Origin of the sequence: Halomonas sp. DN3, from assembly GCF_024137905.1 — a bacterium.
Taxonomy (GTDB): Bacteria; Pseudomonadota; Gammaproteobacteria; order Pseudomonadales; family Halomonadaceae; genus Halomonas; species Halomonas litopenaei.
In genome coordinates, this window is the sequence record NZ_CP099965.1 from 785,850 (window position 1) to 800,642 (window position 14,793).

Here is a 14,793-nt window from a genome sequence, read left to right on the forward strand (position 1 = left end):
GGAGGTCACAGGAACCCCGTCGCGACAGGATGAAAAGAGGCGAAAGATACGATGGAAATTAATGATCTCAAGGCCTTCGTCGGCCGCCACGACAACTTCGAGATTCGCGTGATCGGCCATGCCGGCAGCCGCTTCTACCAGGTCGAACTGGAAGACGTGGAAGGTGCCCGCAAGATGCTCTGCCGCCGCGGCAAGCCGGTACTGTTCCGCTCGCTGGATGACGTCTACCTGGAACTCAAGCGTGCTGGTATCCACCGCGCCTATCTGGTCCAGCACGTGGCCCACGACGAGGTGATCGGTCGCGAGGCCCACTATGCAGAGCCGCTGGCCTCGCGTATGCCCCTGGTGTTTTGAGTAATGCCGTTCCACGCCGTCCTGGTGCTGGAACCTTTCATGACGGCAGTTTCGCCGTCCCTGCCTCACCGCTGAAGTATTCACGCACACCGAACAAGTCCCTGGCGCAAGCTGCCAGGGCCCGTGGTGGTGTCGACCTGCCTTATCGCTTCCTTTGATGCCCTGTTAGCCAGGGTCGCAGTCTGGCGAAGCCTAGATAGCCAATGTTCAGCAATCCACGCACTCCGGGCACGCTGCTTAGCCGAACCCAGCGGCGATGACCCAGCGTTGCATAGAGCGCACGACTGGCGTCCATGCCGATGAACCAGTGACCCGTGGCGTCGCGCAGGTGCAGCTTGCCCAGCATGTCATCGAAGCGCTGGCCCCAGGCCTCGGCGGAAAAATCGTCCTCGCGGATATCGATAAAGCGGATCAGCTGACTGCGTGGATGCCGCCTCAGCCAGGCGATCTCCTTGCGGCATAGCGGGCACTGGCCGTCATGAAACAGCGCAAGCGGTGTGGCGAGTGACTCGAATGGGCTCATGTAGATGCTCCCTGAGGGCGATAGCCATCGCGGTGCGAACCCAGACCGTAGCTCGGTTCGCACAGCGCGACGACGTCGTTGTCGCCAGCGGTCTGCAAGAGTCCGAGGTCCAGGCTCAACGGGTCGCCGGTGATCAGGATCAAGGATCTGGACATGGGTTAACCAAAGATTGTACAAATCTTCTTCATAGTAACACTTCATTCGAGCCTGATACCCACCGGTGATAGGCTTTGTGCATTCGCTACCAAGAGGAAGTCACCTTCATGGATCAGTCCGTTCCCCCCTCAGTGGTGGAGGCCCATCGCCCGGAGCAGGCGCCGGTCGACCATCCTGCCGTCGCACATGAAAAGATTGGTGTGCTGGTCGCCAACCTGGGTACGCCGGACGATACCGACTACTGGTCCATGCGCCGCTATCTCAGCGAATTTCTGTCGGACCAGCGGGTGGTCGACTATCCGCGCTGGCTCTGGCAGCCGCTGCTGCAGTTGATCATCCTGAGTCGCCGGCCATTTGCCTCCGGGGCGGCCTATCGCAGCATCTGGAACACCGACAAGGACGAGAGTCCATTGCTGACCATCACCAGAAGCCAGAGCGAGAAGCTGTCGACGCGGCTGCGCGCTGAGCTGGGGGACTCGATCGAGGTCAGCTTCGGCATGCGCTACGGCAATCCTTCCACCGACAAGGCGCTCAAGGAGCTGGAGGAGAAGGGATGTCGGCGTATCCTGTTCTTCCCGCTGTATCCCCAGTACGGCTCGCCCACCACCGCCACCGCCTGCGATCAGTTCTTCCGTCAGCTGATGAAGCGCAAGTGGCAGCCATCGGTGCGAACGGTGCCGGCCTACTTCGACGAGCCGGGCTACATCGAGGCCCTGGCCGCCTCGGTCAGCGAACGCCTGGAGAACGAGACGCACCAGCCTTCGGTGGTGGTGGCGTCCTATCACGGCGTACCCAAGCGCTTTCTGGAGGAAGGCGACCCCTACTACTGTCAGTGCAGGAAGACCACGCGGCTGCTGCGCGAACGGCTGGGGCACGCCGAGGACGAAGTGGTCACCGCCTTCCAGTCCAAGTTCGGGCCTGAAGAATGGGTGGGCCCCGCCACCGTCGACAAGGTGGCGGAGCTGGCGCGTCAGGGTCACAAGAGTATCGCCGTACTGTCCCCCGCCTTCAGCGCCGACTGCGTGGAGACCCTGGAAGAGATCGAGGAAGAGATCCGCGACGCCTTCATGGAGGCCGGCGGCGAGCACTTCATCTACATTCCGTGTCTCAACGATCGCGACGACCATATCGCGGTGCTGGCCAATATCGTCAAGCGCGAACTGGGCGGCTGGATCTGATCGCTCGGCCTTCCGCGCCACGATAGGCAGACACGAAACGGGCAGCCCATGGGCTGCCCGTTTCGTGTCTGGCTTGCGTGAAGCTAGGCTTTTAGTCTCGGTCGGGGTGGGGCACCGGCTTATCCCCAACCTCTTCCTCACGGAATTCGAGCGGCTTGCCGCGGGTCTTGTCCAGATACTTGAGGCGCTGGTGCAGGCCTGTCTTGGCCAGCATGTGGGCGCTTACCGGGGCGGTGATGAACAGGAACAGGGTGATCAGCATCTCCTGCAGGTGGGTGCCTTCCTGGGTGGCGCTGAAGTACACCATGGAGCCGGACAGGATGCAGCCCATGCCCAGGGTGGTGGCCTTGGTCGGGCCGTGCAGACGCATGTAGAAGTCCCGCAGGTGGGCCATGCCCAGCGAGCCGATGAAGGCAAACAGCCCGCCGGCGATCAGCAGCACCGAGATCAGCCCCTCGAGAATGACGTAGAACATGGAATTCTCCCGAAGTTACTCGATGATATCGCCGCGCAGCAGATACTTGCAGACGGCAATGGTGCTGATGAAGCCGAGCAGCGCGATCAGCAGCGCGGCTTCGAAGTAGGTCTTGGAGTTGAGCCACACTCCCATCAGGATGATCAGGGCGATGGAGTTCACGTACATGGTATCTAGCGCCAGTATCCTGTCGGGCATGTCCGGGCCCACGGTCAGGCGAAACAGGTTCAGCAGCAGCGCCAGGCAGACCAGCGCCAAACTGATGGTCAAGGCGGTGTCTAGCATTCGAAGATCTCCTTCAGCGGCTGCTCGTAGCGTTCGCGGATGGTGCGGATCAGGGTCTGTTCGTCACGCACGTCCAGAGCGTGGATCAGCAGCGTCTTGCCGTCCATGCGCAGGTTGGCCGACACCGTCCCTGGGGTCAGGGTGATGGTGCTGGCCAGCAGGGTGATGGTGAATCGCTCCTCGAGCATCAGCGGATACTCGACGAAGTGGGGCCGAGTGCGGCGCCAGGGATTGATGATGATCCAGGCCACCTGCATGTTGGCCACCACGATGTCACCGATCACCCGGAAGAAGAAGCGCAGCAGTTTCCAGGGCTTCTTTACACCGGGCTGCATGTCCCAGAAGGGGTAGGTCAGCCAGGGGATGAGCACGGCCAGAAAGCCGCCAAGCAGCAGGTGACCGACCGAGACCGTGTTGACCAGCAACAGCCACACGACCAGCAGCAGCAGGCTGAGCAGCGGTGTCGGCAGTAGTGAGCGAGTGCGTCGGTTCATTGGGCGTCTCCCTGATCGATCAGAACGGCCTGAATCATCGGTTGCGGGTCGCTCAACTGTTCTGCCGTGGCCTCGGTGTAGCCGGCCAGGGGGCCGGCCAGGATCACCAGCAACGGCGACGATGCCAGCAGCCAGCCGGTGCCCGCCCACTGCCAGGGGGACAGCGAATCGCCGTCATCGCTGGCCTGGCTACGCCAGAACAGGGTGGACCCTGCCCGCGACAGCGCCACGATGGCGCACAGGCCGGTGGCCAGCAGCAGAGGCCAGAACCAGAGACGTTGGGCGCTGTCGCCGGCGTTCATCAGCATGACCTTGCCCAGCGCCCCGGACAGCGGAGGCAGGCCCGCCACCGCCATGGACCCGATCAGGAACATCAGGCCCAGCGCCGTGGCGTTGCGCGGTATCCGGCCGCGCACCAGGCGGGTACCGGCCTTGCCACGCTGGACGCCGATCATGTCCGCCAGCAGGAACAGCCCGCCGGTGACCAGGGTGGTGTGCACCAGATAGAACAGGAGGCCCGATACCGCCTCGGGGGAGCGCATGCCGACGCCGGCGAGCAGGGTGCCCACCGATACCAGCACCAGATAGGCCACCAGCAGACGCAGGTCGCGGGCGGCCAGCACGCCGACACCGGCAATCGCCAGGGTGCCGAGCGAAAGCCACCACACCCAGCTCTGCTCAAGCGCCTCCAGGGGACCTGCCTGGTCGCCGAAGACCAGCCAGTAGACCCGCAGGATGGCGTAGACGCCGATCTTGGTCATCACCGCAAACAGGGCGGCCACCGGCGGCGGCGCGCTGGCGTAGGCCCGCGGGAGCCAGAAATACAGTGGCAGTACCGCCGCCTTGAGGCCAAATACCACCAGCAGCAGCAGGGCGCCGGCGACGACCATGCCCTGACGCTCTCCCGGCAGCTGACTCACCGCCTGGGCCATGTCCGCCATGTTGAGGGTGCCGGTAGCCCCGTACAGCAGCCCCACGGCGAACAGGAACAGCGCCGATCCGGCCAGGTTGAGCACGGCGTAGTGGACCGCCGACTGGATGCGAGCCTTGCCACCACCGTGGACCAGCAGGGCGTAGGAGGCCAGCAGCAGCACCTCGAAGAACACGAACAGGTTGAACAGGTCGCCGGTCAGGAAGGCGCCGTTGATTCCCATCAGCTGCAGCTGGAACAGGCCGTGGAAGTTGCTGCCCTTCTCGTCGTCGCCGCCACAGGCGAACAGCACCGCACCAACCGCCAGCATCGAGGTCACGAACAGCATCAGCGCCGATAGCCGGTCCAGCACCATGATGATGCCGAAGGGCGGCTGCCAGTTGCCCAGGGCGTAGTACTGGATCTCGCCGCTGGCCGCCTGGCGCAGCAGCATCACGCTGATCACCAGCAGCGCCAGGGTGGTGGCAAGGCCGAGACCACGCTTGAGCGTGGCATTGCCGAATCGGGTCAGCAGCAGCGCCACCGCTGCTGCCAGCGGCAGCACGATGGGCATCACGATCAGGTGGGACATCAGCGTCGCTCCTCCTTGTCCTCGGCCTTGCGCCCGTCCACGTGGTCATTGCCCATGTCGCCCCGTGCACGCATCGCCAGGATCACCGCGAAGGCGGTCATGGCGAAGCCAATGACGATGGCCGTCAGCACCAGCGCCTGGGGCAGCGGATCGCTGTAGTCGCTCTTGCCGTCGATGATGGCGGAACCACCGGTGGTCAGTCCGCCCATGGAGAACAGAAAGAGGTTGGTGGCGTAGGAGAGAAGCGTCAGACCGACCACCACTGGGAAGGTTCGGCCGCGCAGCATCAGATACAGGCCACTGGCGGCGAGCACGCCGGTCGTTATGGCATAGAGCATTTCCATGTCACACGGTCTCCTTGCCGTCGGGGGTGGGGTCGTCGGTGCGGTGCAGGCCGCGTTCCGTCGCGTCATGGTCTTCCTTGGCCGGACGGTGGGGGGTGGTCACCTTGCCCAGGTTGGCCAGGATCATCAGGGTCGCACCGACCACCGCCAGATAGACACCGAGATCGAACAGCATCGCGGTGGCCAGTTCGATATCGCCGATCAGCGGGATATGGAAATGGCCGAAGGACGAGGTCAGGAAGGGTGCGCCGAACAGCCAGCTGCCGAAGCCAGTCAGGGCGGCGACACCGACGCCGAGGATCGCCACCGGCTGGTAGGGGAAGTCGAGACGCTTCTGGGTCCAGGCAACGCCCCGGGCCATGTACACCAGGATCAATCCCACCGCGGTGATCAGGCCGGCGATAAAGCCGCCACCGGGCTGGTTGTGGCCGCGCAGGAAGATGAACACCGACACCAGCAGTGCCAGCGGCAGTACCGTCTGGGAGATGGTGGTCAGAATCATCGGGTAGCGGTCCGGTGCCCAGATGCGTCCCTCGCTGTCGCTGTGAGGCATGAACAGGCGCAGACGGTTGAGCAGCTTGAAGATGGCGAGACCGGCGATCGCCAGCACCGTGATCTCGCCCAGGGTGTCGAAGCCACGGAAGTCGACCAGGATGACATTGACCACATTGTGGCCGCCGCCGCCGGGCACGCTGTTGTCGAGGAAGAAGTCCGAGATGCTTTCGGTGTCGCGGGTCAGCACGGTGTAGTTGAGTCCGGCGATCACTCCGCCCAGACCGGTACACAGCACCAGGTCGCGCAGCGCCCGCGCCGGGGTGGATTCCCGAGGGGTCTTCTGGGGCAGGAAGAACAGCGCCAGCATCAGCAGGATCATGGTGACCACCTCGACCGATAGCTGGGTCAACGCCAGGTCCGGTGCCGAGAAGCGGGCAAAGGTCAGCGATACCAGCAGGCCCACCACCGACAGCATCAGCAGCGAGATCAGACGATGGCGATGGGTAATGGCGGTGCCAATGCCGGTGAACACCAGCAGCAGGGCGCCGACCAGCAGCACGCCGTCCACCGGTTGGTTGCCCTTGGCCCCGGTCAGGGTATCCATCTGGGCCAGACCGATGGCGCCGACCACCAGGGAGGCGGTCAGCAGCAGGGTCATGAAGCGCTGCAGCGAGGCGTTGTCGACGCATTCGGTGATGCGCTCGGCGCGATCGCCGATGCACTGGATGACACCCTCGAAGATACGGCTGGCATCACGCGGCGGGAAGTCCCGCACGAACTGACGAATCTTGCGATGCAGGATATAGGTGATGACGCCGGCGACCAGGGCCACGGCGCTCATCGCCAGCGGCAGGTTGAAGCCGTGCCACAGGGCCAGGTGGAACTCCAGCGGCTCGAGCAGCACCGCCTCGACCGCAGGCGCCATCAGCCAGGTGGCCATCAGCGCCGGGAACAGGCCGACCAGGATACACAGCACCGCCAACAGCTCCGCCGGAGCCCGCATCAGATGGGGCGGCTCGTGCGGCGTCTTGGGCGGCGCGTGGCGCGGAGGGGAGAAGAACACCGCGTGGACCAGCCGCGCGGAATAGGCTACCGACAGCACGCCGCCAATGGTGGCCAGTACCGGCAGCACCAGGCTGAGGCCGCCGAAGGCGTGGGTCTCGAGGGCCTCGGTGAAGAACATTTCCTTGGAGATGAAGCCATTGAACAGCGGCACGCCCGCCATGGCGGCGCCAGTGATGCTCATCACCACGCAGGTGACCGGCATCGCCTTGGCCAGTTTGCCCAGCCGGGCCAGGTCGCGGGTGCCGGCCTCATGGTCGATGATCCCCGAACACATGAACAGTGCGGCCTTGAAGGTGGCGTGGTTGAGGATATGAAACAGTGCCGCCAGCACCGCCATGGGACTGCCGATGCCCAGCAGTACGGTGATCAGGCCCAGATGGCTGACGGTGGAGAACGCCAGGATACCCTTGAGATCCGCCTTGATCAGAGCAAACCAGGCGGCATACACCATGGTGACGATACCGATCACGGTCACGATGGCCGACCACAGCTCGCTGCCGGCGATGGCGGGATGCAGGCGCGCCATCAGGAAGATCCCCGCCTTGACCATGGTGGCGGAGTGCAGGTACGCAGACACCGGAGTCGGTGCCGCCATGGCATGGGGAAGCCAGAAGTGGAACGGGAACTGGGCAGACTTGGCGAAGGCGCCGAGCAGCACCAGGACCAGCATCAGCGGGTAGCGCGGGTCGGCCAGGATCGTCTCGCCGCTTTCCAGCACCACCTGCATGTCGAGACTGCCGACGATATCGCCCAGCAGCAGAAAGCCCGCCAGCAGGGCGAGGCCACCGGCGCCGGTGACCGTCATCGCCATGCGCGCGCCCTTGCGCGCCTCCGAGCGGTGTGACCAGAAACCGATCAGCAGGAAGGATGACAGGCTGGTCAACTCCCAGAAGAACCACAGCACCAGCAGGTTGTCGGCCATGGCGATGCCCACCATGGAAGCCATGAACAGGATCAGGTAGGCGTAGAAGCGGGCGTAGTTCTCGCTGGCGTCGAGATAGTAGTGGGCGTACAGGATGATCAGCAGGCCGATGCCCAGGATCAGCACATTGAACAGCAGTGACAGGCCATCGAGGCGAAAGGCCAGGTCCAGCCCCAGTTGGGGCACCCAGCTCAGGGAGACCCGAGGGATATCGCCGGCACCCAGGGCGGGTAGCTGGGCCAGGGTCATGGCCAGGGCAATGGCGGGAAGGACCGCCGTGGCGAGGGTGCAAAGAGGGCGGCCTCTAGATCCGGTCAATGCGGGGACCAGCACACCGAGAAGGGGGAGCAAGGGAATCCATAGCAAAGTCATCTGTCGGTCATCCTGCCTGTCCTTGAACGTGGTGAGCGCCGCGATGGTCTGAAAACACGTGCCCTCACAATGCCTTGGCCTACCGCCAGGGGTGTTGATCAGCTCACCCTGAAGCGCCGACCCACTTTACCCGAAAGATGGACGGATCGCTGCCCCGTGCGGATTCAACGTGATAGCCGTAGGCTTCTTTAAAATTGTACATGTAGTGTACAAGAGCTATATATTATCGCTATGCAGTAGGGCAAAGCCTCCGTCGGTAGCGCACGATCTGTGCCCACGGGGCGCGTGCCGCGAATCCTCAGGCCTGTCGGGAGCGTGACATGGAAACAGAGCTGGTGTGGTTGCGTGGGGAACTGCGGCTGGCCGACAACCCCTTGCTGGACATCGCGCCCTCGGTCAGCGAGCGCCTGGTGGTGTTCGTGATCGACGAGGCACTGCTTGATGGCACATCGGCAGACGGCGTGGCCGGTATCGGCGCTCGTCGGCTGCGCTTTCTGTGGCAGTGTCTCAAGGAGTTGCGTGGGACGCTGTTGAAGAAGGGTAGCGACCTGCTGGTGGCGGTGGACGAGCCGGTGTCGCTGGTCGCCCGGCTGGCCGAGCAGTATCAGGTGACACGGGTGGTGGTCAGTGAGGCAGCAGGCGGAGACGACCAGCTTGAGCGTCTGGCACGCTGCCTGCCAAGGCAGTGTCGACTGGAGCGTTGTGGTGCGGGCACGCTGTGGACGTCGCAGACGTTGCCGATGACGTTGGATGAGGTACCGGCAAGCTGGTCGGCTTTCCGGCGTCGTCTCGGCGAGGCGTCTCCTCGAAGCCACAGTCGTCCGGCCCCGGCGACGCAGCCGGCGTGGCCGGAACGAGCGCCGCGCGGACTGCCCTCGTTGCAGCGATTGTCACGCGAAGCGGACGCCTTGAACGACGCGCCCGACAGCGCCGGGCTTGCCTTTGTCGGCGGTGAAGCGCCCGCCTGGCAGCGTCTCGACGACGTCGTGTGGGGGTCCGATTTGCTGGCGACCTATCAGCAGACGCGCAATGGTTTGATCGGCGCTGGCTTTTCGTCCCGTCTATCGCCCTGGCTGGCGCTTGGCTGTGTGTCGGCGACCCAGGTCCTCGAAGCACTGAGAGAATGGGAAGACCGGCGGGGTGCCAACGCATCATCTCGCCACTTCTATCACGAGTTGTTATGGCGCGAGTACTTCCACTGGGCGGCACGCCAGGAAGGCAAAGCGCTGTTCGGCGATCCCCCGTCATCGCCGGGGCAGGCATTCGAGTGCTGGCGCCTGGGCGCTACCGGGCAGCCGCTGATCGATGCAGCCATGCGTGAGTTGTCGGTCAGCGGCTGGCTCTCCAATCGAGCGCGTCAGCTCGTCGCCAGCTACCTGGTGCACGATCTCGGGGAGGACTGGCGCCACGGCGCCGCCTGGTTCGAACGCTGCCTGATCGACCATGACGTCGCCAGCAACTGGGGCAACTGGAAGTACATCGCAGGTGCGGGCCGCAACGCCAAGCCCAGGATCTTCGATATCGACGAACAGAGCCGGCGCTACGACCCCGATGAACGCTATGTCCGCCACTGGAAGGCGGTGAGCTTGCTGCCGTCTTCCTACGAGGCACTGAGGCATTGAGGCCCTGGGGCATTGAGGCACCGGTGTATGGAAGGACGAGCGATGCCCTGTTCACCACGTTGTTCGACCTCCCGTATGAGGTCTCTTGCCCCTGCGGGTGGCTTTCACCTTGGTGGTAGTGGTGCCACATCTTGCGATGCTCTGGTGTCCTGACTGGCTGGTATGACAGCGGGTCCTGGGTCATCATGCCCGCATATTGATCGCCAAGGATTGCTTCATCATGTTGACTCGACTGTTATCCGCCCTTCTTGTGGTAACCCTGGCCGGTTGCCAGAGTACCTCCGCCGCCCCCTCCGGCGATGCCGCGGCGGCTACCAATGCCAGTGCTGGTGCAAGCGTCACCGCCAGCGCCGGTGGCGAAGCGTCTGGGCAGACCGCCCCTGCCGCCGCCGCCGAGCCCCAGAGCTTCGATCAGTGGCTGGCCGGCTTTCGTGATCAGGCGCGTGCAGAAGGCATCAGCGAAGCGACCCTGGCGCGCGCGCTGGATGGCCTGCGCTACCGTCCCCGGGTGATCGAACTCGACGGCTCCCAGCCGGAGTTCGTGCGTCCGATCTGGCAATACCTGGATACCGCAGTCTCCAACGCCAGGGTGACCCAGGGTCGTGACAAGCTCGCCGCCAATCGCTCCGCGGCCGACCGCGCCGAGGCCGACTACGGTGTGCCCGCCGAGGTCCTTACCGCCATCTGGGGTATCGAGAGCAACTACGGCCAGAACTTCGGTGACTTCTCGACCCTGGAGGCACTGGCGACCCTGGCCTATGACGGTCGGCGCCGAGACTTTGCACGCGGTGAACTGATGGCAGCGCTCGAGATCATCGACGCCGGCGATATCACACCGCAGCGCATGAAGGGCTCCTGGGCGGGGGCGATGGGCCACACCCAGTTCATTCCTTCCAGTTTCGTGGCCTACGCCAAGGACGGAGACGGCGACGGTCGCCGTGATATCTGGGCGAGTATCCCCGACGTCATGGCGTCGACTGCCAACTATCTGGATCGTGCCGGTTGGCGTCAGGGCGAGCCCTGGGGTGTCGAGGTGCAACTGCCGTCCGGGTTCGACTACGCCCAGACCGAGCTCGATACCCGCAAGAGCGCCTCGGCCTGGGCCGGCCTGGGTGTAAGCCCGCTGGGCGGTGGCGATCTGCCGGCCTTCGATGAGGCGTCGGTGATCACTCCGGCCGGCGCGCGTGGTCCTGCTTTCCTGGTGGGACCGAACTTCCGCGCCATCCTGCGCTACAACAACGCCACCAGCTACGCCCTGGCGGTGGCCTCGCTGAGCGACCGTATCGCCGGGCGCGCCGGCATCGAGGGTGGCTGGCCGCGTGACGAGCAACCGCTCTCTCGTACTCAGGTGAAGACGCTGCAGTCGCGGCTTCAGGCGTTTGGCTACGAGGTGGGAGCCCCGGACGGCATCATGGGTCCCAATACCCGGGCAGGGTTGCGCGCCTGGCAGCGCGACCAGGGTCTGGTGCCCGACGGCTTCGCCACGCTCAACCTGCTCGAACGCCTAAGCCACTGAGCGATCAATCAGCCCTGAAAACATCAAGGCGGCCCCTGACTCAGGGGCCTGACGTATCGGCGTCCGGCGGGACGCCCTCCACATGGAAACGGCACGATGACTCTCTGGAATCGATGGCTGTCGGGCCCCGCCCGACTGATGGCGCTGGCGGCGCTACCCCTGTGCATGGCGCCGGCCGGCGGCGCCCTGGCCGATGATGGCCCTGACGTCTTTGGTTGGGTCGAGATGGCGACCCTGGAGCCCTGGGACGTCGAAGTGAAGGCAAAGCTGGACAGCGGCGCGCTGACGTCTTCGCTGGATGCCCGGGATATCGAGCGCTTCGACAAGGAAGGCGAACCCTGGGTGCGTTTCGCTCTCGAGCTCGAGGACGAGGAGACCGGTGAGACCTTCAAGAAGCAGCTCGAACGCCCGCTCTATCGCGATATGACGGTGCGCGGGGCCGGCGGTCGCGACGAGCGCCTGGTGGTGTTGATGGAGGTGTGCATGGGGGACACCATCCACGAGGAGCAGTTCAGCCTGCGCAACCGGGAAGAGATGAACTACCCGATGCTGCTGGGTCGCCGTACCATCGGCGAGCTCGGGCTGCTGGACGTGCGCGAGACCTTCCTGATCGAGCCGAGTTGCGACGAGAACTCTCCGGTCATCGAGCATGAGGGAGAGGGCGAGTACGGCACCAACAAGGATGACGGTGCCGATGACGAGGGCAGCGAGAGCTGATACGTCGATGGCACCGCTGGTGTGGTCTACAGGGTTGGCCTAGAAGAGCCTGGACAGTAGCGCGGTCACTGCGGTTTCCACCCGCAGGATGCGCTCGCCCAGGTGGATGCCCTCGCAGCCTGCCGCCAGCATCTGTTCCACCTCCCATTCGATGAAGCCGCCCTCGGGGCCGACCAGCAGGGTCACAGGCTCGGTCAGGCCTCGAGGGCAGGCATTCGCCATCCCGGGGTGCGCCAACAGGCCCCGCCGTCCTTCCAGCAGGGACGGCAGACGGTCCTCGACGAAGGGCCGAAAGCCCCGCGCCGTGTCCACCACCGGCAGCGCGGTATCGCGGGCCTGCTCCAGGCCAAGTACCAGGTGCTGGCGGATCTTGGCGGGATCGAGTTCGGGGGACTGCCAGTAGCTCTTCTCCACCCTGCGGCTATGCAGCAACGTGATGCGCTTCACGCCCAGTGCGGTGGCATGCTCTATGCTTCTTGCCAGCATGCGTGGGCGAGGCAGAGCCAGCACCAGGTGCACCGGCAGCGCCGCGGGCGGTGCCTGATCGAGCCCGGAAACATCGAAGCAGGCCTCTTCGTCGGTCAGTGACATGAGCTGACCGCGGCCCAGCGGGCCGTTCTCCAGACCCAGGGTCATCACGTCGCCCTGTCGCGCGCGGTGGACCTGGCGCAGGTGGGCCAGGCGTCGGGGGTCGCGGACCCGTGCCAACCCGGCGTCATCGACGTCGTTCCGGGTGAGAAGTATCAGATTCATGGAACCTCGAATACCGGTTTGTCTTGCAAGGGCCGTGTCGCGGTGCAAAATGGATGCGAACGAAGCCGAGGATCTGCACCTGCAGTCCCGGGGCTTCCCACGAACAAAGGAGCAGCGCCGTGCGCGTGATTCGCAAGTATGCCAATCGCCGGCTCTATGATACCGAACAGAGCCGCTATGTAACGCTCGAGGATCTACGAAGCCTGATTCTCGAGGAAGTGCCTTTCCGTGTGGAAGATGCCAAGAGTGGCGAGGACCTGACGCGTACCATTCTGCTGTCGATCATCATCGAGCAGGAGCAGGCCGACAGCGACGCCGAGGTGTTCTCCAATGACCTGCTGCAACAGCTGATTCGGGTGTACGCCATGTCCCAGCCGCTGCCACTGGCGCGCTACCTGGAGCAAGGCACCCGGCTGATGATGGAACAGCAGAAGAAGATGCAGGATCAGTGGCAGCAGGCCATGCGGCATTCGCCGATGGAGCTGATGCGCGAGCTGGCCGAGGAAAACATGCGTTTCTGGCAGAACACCATCAGCCAGGGCGGCACCAGCCAGGGCGAGACCACCAAGGACGACGACGAGCGTTCCTCCTGACCCTCCCACGCTCGGCTCTGATGGAGAGAGGCCAGGAGGGCGAGAGCGGGCTTTTTCTGCCATAATGCCGCCTCATTTGGTACTCGAAAGGTAGTTGAGCGGATGAAGGTCCTGATCATCGGCGGCGGTGGCCGCGAACATGCCCTGGCCTGGAAGGTCGCCCAGTCGTCCAGCGTCTCCTCGGTCTTCGTGGCGCCGGGCAATGCCGGCACCGCACGGGAGGCGGGACTGACCAACGTCGATATCGCGGTATCCGACCTCGACGGGCTGGTGGACTTTGCCCGGCGCGAGAGCGTCGGCCTGACCATCGTGGGTCCCGAGGCGCCGCTGGTCGAGGGAGTGGTGGATCGTTTTCGTGACGCCGGGCTAGCGATCTTCGGCCCGACCCAGGGCGCTGCCCAGCTCGAGGGATCCAAGTCCTTTACCAAGGACTTTCTGGCTCGCCACGCCATTCCCACCGCTGATTACAGCACCTTCACCGCCGTGGAACCGGCGCTGGCCTATCTGAGGGACAAGGGCGCACCCATCGTCATCAAGGCCGACGGCCTGGCGGCGGGCAAGGGCGTCATCGTGGCCATGACCGAGGCCGAGGCCGAGGCGGCGGTTCGCGACATGCTTGAAGACAACGCCTTCGGTGATGCCGGCGCTCGTGTCGTGATCGAGGAATTCCTCGAAGGTGAGGAAGCCAGCTTTATCGTCATGGTGGATGGCGAGTCCATCGTGCCCATGGCCACCAGCCAGGACCACAAGCGGGTGGGCGAGGGCGACACCGGCCCCAACACCGGCGGCATGGGCGCCTATTCGCCGGCACCGGTGGTCACCGACAGCGTCTACCAGCGCATCATGGACGAAGTGATTCGCCCCACGGTGCGTGGCATGGCCGACGAAGGGCATCCCTATACCGGCTTCCTCTACGCCGGGCTGATGATCACCGACGCGGGTGAACCCAAGGTGATCGAGTACAACTGCCGCTTCGGCGACCCCGAAACCCAGCCGATCATGATGCGTCTGCAGAGCGATCTGGCCGAGCTGTGTCTGGCCGGCGCCGAGGGTCGCCTGTCCGGTCACGATTGCCGCTGGGACCCGCGTCCGGCCATCGGTGTGGTGATGGCCGCCGAAGGCTACCCCGGCAGCTACCGCAAGGGCGACGTGATCAGCGGAGGCGACAGTGCCGAGGCCCTGGGCGTCAAGGTCTTCCACGCCGGCACCGCGGAAAAGGATGGCCAGGTGGTCACCTCCGGCGGACGAGTGTTGTGCGTGACCGCCCTCGGTCAGGATCTTGGCGAGGCTCGGGAGCTGGCCTACCGCGGGGTCAAGACGGTGAGTTTCGAAGGCGCCTTCTGGCGTTCGGACATCGCCCACCGCGCCATGGCCCGGCAGTCCTGATCGTCGGTACCGGTCTGGCTTGCCCCATGGTACTGACCAAC

General features: G+C 64.5%; 16 protein-coding genes. 7 read left to right on the forward strand and 9 right to left on the reverse strand.

The genetic code is table 11. From position 1 onward, the window contains the following. Positions 1-51 precede the first annotated feature (51 nt). On the forward strand, positions 52-354 hold the full coding sequence (locus NKF27_RS03600; RefSeq protein ID WP_045992135.1) for a DUF6482 family protein: 303 nt from the start codon (positions 52-54) through the stop codon (positions 352-354). Between the two features lie 142 nt (positions 355-496). On the opposite strand, the gene NKF27_RS03605 is transcribed toward NKF27_RS03600, so the two are convergent. Together NKF27_RS03605 and NKF27_RS03610 are read right to left on the reverse strand one after the other, a co-directional pair. Next, a complete protein-coding gene (locus NKF27_RS03605) occupies positions 497-877 on the reverse strand; it encodes a thiol-disulfide oxidoreductase DCC family protein (protein ID WP_253555359.1) in 381 nt (126 codons plus the stop codon). After that, positions 874-1,032: a hypothetical protein gene (locus tag NKF27_RS03610; protein ID WP_253555360.1), complete on the reverse strand. Its 159-nt coding sequence runs from the start codon at positions 1,030-1,032 to the stop codon at positions 874-876. Before NKF27_RS03610 ends, NKF27_RS03605 begins: the two co-directional genes overlap by 4 nt. 108 nt (positions 1,033-1,140) lie before the next feature. Here NKF27_RS03610 and hemH point away from each other — a divergent pair, with 108 nt between their 5' ends. Beyond that, positions 1,141-2,211, forward strand: a complete 1,071-nt coding sequence (gene hemH / locus NKF27_RS03615) for a ferrochelatase (RefSeq protein WP_253555361.1) — start codon at positions 1,141-1,143, stop codon at positions 2,209-2,211. A gap of 91 nt (positions 2,212-2,302) precedes the next feature. On the opposite strand, the gene NKF27_RS03620 is transcribed toward hemH, so the two are convergent. The 6 genes from NKF27_RS03620 to NKF27_RS03645 are packed head-to-tail and all read right to left on the reverse strand — an operon-like array spanning position 2,303 to position 8,165. Next, a complete protein-coding gene (locus NKF27_RS03620) occupies positions 2,303-2,686 on the reverse strand; it encodes a Na+/H+ antiporter subunit G (RefSeq protein WP_045992131.1) in 384 nt (127 codons plus the stop codon). A gap of 15 nt (positions 2,687-2,701) precedes the next feature. After that, on the reverse strand, positions 2,702-2,971 hold the full coding sequence (locus tag NKF27_RS03625; RefSeq protein WP_045992130.1) for a K+/H+ antiporter subunit F: 270 nt from the start codon (positions 2,969-2,971) through the stop codon (positions 2,702-2,704). After that, on the reverse strand, positions 2,965-3,465 hold the full coding sequence (locus tag NKF27_RS03630; protein ID WP_045992129.1) for a Na+/H+ antiporter subunit E: 501 nt from the start codon (positions 3,463-3,465) through the stop codon (positions 2,965-2,967). Before NKF27_RS03630 ends, NKF27_RS03625 begins: the two co-directional genes overlap by 7 nt. Then, a complete protein-coding gene (locus tag NKF27_RS03635) occupies positions 3,462-4,970 on the reverse strand; it encodes a monovalent cation/H+ antiporter subunit D (protein WP_108448056.1) in 1,509 nt (502 codons plus the stop codon). The genes NKF27_RS03630 and NKF27_RS03635 overlap by 4 nt, the downstream gene beginning before the upstream one ends. Continuing rightward, entirely contained in the window at positions 4,967-5,311 is a 345-nt protein-coding gene (locus NKF27_RS03640) for a Na+/H+ antiporter subunit C (RefSeq protein WP_045992127.1), read from the reverse strand. Before NKF27_RS03640 ends, NKF27_RS03635 begins: the two co-directional genes overlap by 4 nt. 1 nt (position 5,312) lies before the next feature. Beyond that, on the reverse strand, positions 5,313-8,165 hold the full coding sequence (locus tag NKF27_RS03645) for a monovalent cation/H+ antiporter subunit A (protein WP_045992126.1): 2,853 nt from the start codon (positions 8,163-8,165) through the stop codon (positions 5,313-5,315). A gap of 320 nt (positions 8,166-8,485) precedes the next feature. Here NKF27_RS03645 and NKF27_RS03650 point away from each other — a divergent pair, with 320 nt between their 5' ends. From NKF27_RS03650 to NKF27_RS03660, 3 genes are all read left to right on the forward strand, one after another. Further along, positions 8,486-9,787 carry a DASH family cryptochrome gene (locus NKF27_RS03650; RefSeq protein WP_253555363.1) on the forward strand — a complete coding sequence of 434 codons (1,302 nt, stop codon included), beginning with the start codon at positions 8,486-8,488 and terminating at the stop codon, positions 9,785-9,787. A gap of 220 nt (positions 9,788-10,007) precedes the next feature. Then, positions 10,008-11,303 (forward strand): lytic murein transglycosylase, encoded by a 1,296-nt coding sequence (locus tag NKF27_RS03655; protein ID WP_253555365.1) that lies wholly within the window; start codon positions 10,008-10,010, stop codon positions 11,301-11,303. A gap of 165 nt (positions 11,304-11,468) precedes the next feature. Next, a complete protein-coding gene (locus NKF27_RS03660; protein WP_253556405.1) occupies positions 11,469-12,020 on the forward strand; it encodes an ATP-dependent zinc protease in 552 nt (183 codons plus the stop codon). Between the two features lie 39 nt (positions 12,021-12,059). Here the strand turns inward: NKF27_RS03660 and NKF27_RS03665 are convergent, their stop codons facing one another. Next, a complete protein-coding gene (locus NKF27_RS03665; protein WP_253555367.1) occupies positions 12,060-12,773 on the reverse strand; it encodes a 16S rRNA (uracil(1498)-N(3))-methyltransferase in 714 nt (237 codons plus the stop codon). Positions 12,774-12,892: 119 nt separating this feature from the next. On the opposite strand from NKF27_RS03665, the gene phaR reads away from it, so the two are divergent. Together phaR and purD are read left to right on the forward strand one after the other, a co-directional pair. Next, complete coding sequence (phaR, locus tag NKF27_RS03670; RefSeq protein ID WP_253555368.1) at positions 12,893-13,366, forward strand: polyhydroxyalkanoate synthesis repressor PhaR; 474 nt, start codon at positions 12,893-12,895, stop codon at positions 13,364-13,366. A gap of 102 nt (positions 13,367-13,468) precedes the next feature. Further along, complete coding sequence (gene purD / locus NKF27_RS03675; RefSeq protein WP_045992121.1) at positions 13,469-14,752, forward strand: phosphoribosylamine--glycine ligase; 1,284 nt, start codon at positions 13,469-13,471, stop codon at positions 14,750-14,752. The last annotated feature ends 41 nt before the right edge of the window (positions 14,753-14,793 follow it).

Bases quoted from the DNA above. Each gene is read 5' to 3' on its own strand.
- NKF27_RS03640 (WP_045992127.1), bottom strand. From the start codon at position 5,311: ATGGAAATGCTCTATGCCATAACGACCGGCGTGCTCGCCGCCAGTGGC.
- NKF27_RS03600 (WP_045992135.1), top strand. From the start codon at position 52: ATGGAAATTAATGATCTCAAGGCCTTCGTCGGCCGCCACGACAACTTC.
- NKF27_RS03605 (WP_253555359.1), bottom strand. From the start codon at position 877: ATGAGCCCATTCGAGTCACTCGCCACACCGCTTGCGCTGTTTCATGAC.
- NKF27_RS03625 (WP_045992130.1), bottom strand. From the start codon at position 2,971: ATGCTAGACACCGCCTTGACCATCAGTTTGGCGCTGGTCTGCCTGGCG.
- hemH (WP_253555361.1), top strand. From the start codon at position 1,141: ATGGATCAGTCCGTTCCCCCCTCAGTGGTGGAGGCCCATCGCCCGGAG.
- NKF27_RS03665 (WP_253555367.1), bottom strand. From the start codon at position 12,773: ATGAATCTGATACTTCTCACCCGGAACGACGTCGATGACGCCGGGTTG.
- NKF27_RS03655 (WP_253555365.1), top strand. From the start codon at position 10,008: ATGTTGACTCGACTGTTATCCGCCCTTCTTGTGGTAACCCTGGCCGGT.
- NKF27_RS03620 (WP_045992131.1), bottom strand. From the start codon at position 2,686: ATGTTCTACGTCATTCTCGAGGGGCTGATCTCGGTGCTGCTGATCGCC.
- NKF27_RS03650 (WP_253555363.1), top strand. From the start codon at position 8,486: ATGGAAACAGAGCTGGTGTGGTTGCGTGGGGAACTGCGGCTGGCCGAC.
- NKF27_RS03610 (WP_253555360.1), bottom strand. From the start codon at position 1,032: ATGTCCAGATCCTTGATCCTGATCACCGGCGACCCGTTGAGCCTGGAC.
- NKF27_RS03645 (WP_045992126.1), bottom strand. From the start codon at position 8,165: ATGACTTTGCTATGGATTCCCTTGCTCCCCCTTCTCGGTGTGCTGGTC.
- purD (WP_045992121.1), top strand. From the start codon at position 13,469: ATGAAGGTCCTGATCATCGGCGGCGGTGGCCGCGAACATGCCCTGGCC.
- NKF27_RS03660 (WP_253556405.1), top strand. From the start codon at position 11,469: ATGGCGCCGGCCGGCGGCGCCCTGGCCGATGATGGCCCTGACGTCTTT.
- NKF27_RS03630 (WP_045992129.1), bottom strand. From the start codon at position 3,465: ATGAACCGACGCACTCGCTCACTACTGCCGACACCGCTGCTCAGCCTG.